Origin of the sequence: Massilia sp. CT11-108 (assembly GCF_047302915.1) — a bacterium.
GTDB classification, from domain to species: domain Bacteria; phylum Pseudomonadota; class Gammaproteobacteria; order Burkholderiales; family Burkholderiaceae_D; genus Telluria; species Telluria orientalis.
Genome location: NZ_JBKYMO010001269.1, coordinates 1 through 428, shown reverse-complemented (window position 1 = coordinate 428; position 428 = coordinate 1). Strand labels below are relative to the sequence as shown.

Genomic DNA, 428 nt, shown 5'->3' with positions numbered 1-428 from the left:
ACCCGGCCTTGCGCGGCCCGATCCAGCGCCGCATGCAGGGCCGCATCGTCGAGATGGCCCACGTACGCGATGCGGCCGTCGGCGCCGATCAGCACGTGCTGCGGCGTCACGCGCAGGTTCAGGCGGCGCCCCAGGGTGCCGTCGTCGAGCGCGATCGGCATCGTGAGGCCGTGGCGGGCGCGGTAGGCGCGCACGTCGGCCTCGGTGTCGCTGAAGCCCGCATTGACGGCGATGACGTCGATGCGCTTGCCGTACTGCCGGTGGATGCGTTCGAAGCCCGGCATCTGCTGCAGGCACGGCGCGCACCACGTGGCCCAGAATTTCAGGTAGACGGGCTTCCTGCCGTAGCGGGTGGCGAGGTCGATGGTGCCGCCGTCGAGCGTGCGCAGGACGGCGGCCGGGCGCCGGGAGAGAGACGGCCGTCGTGG

At 72.4% G+C, this 428-nt stretch carries 1 protein-coding gene; it reads right to left on the bottom strand.

The features are described from left to right. Positions 1-428, bottom strand: a 428-nt coding sequence (locus tag ACEN88_RS34355; protein WP_413346875.1) for a TlpA family protein disulfide reductase, incomplete at both ends; no start/stop codon positions are given.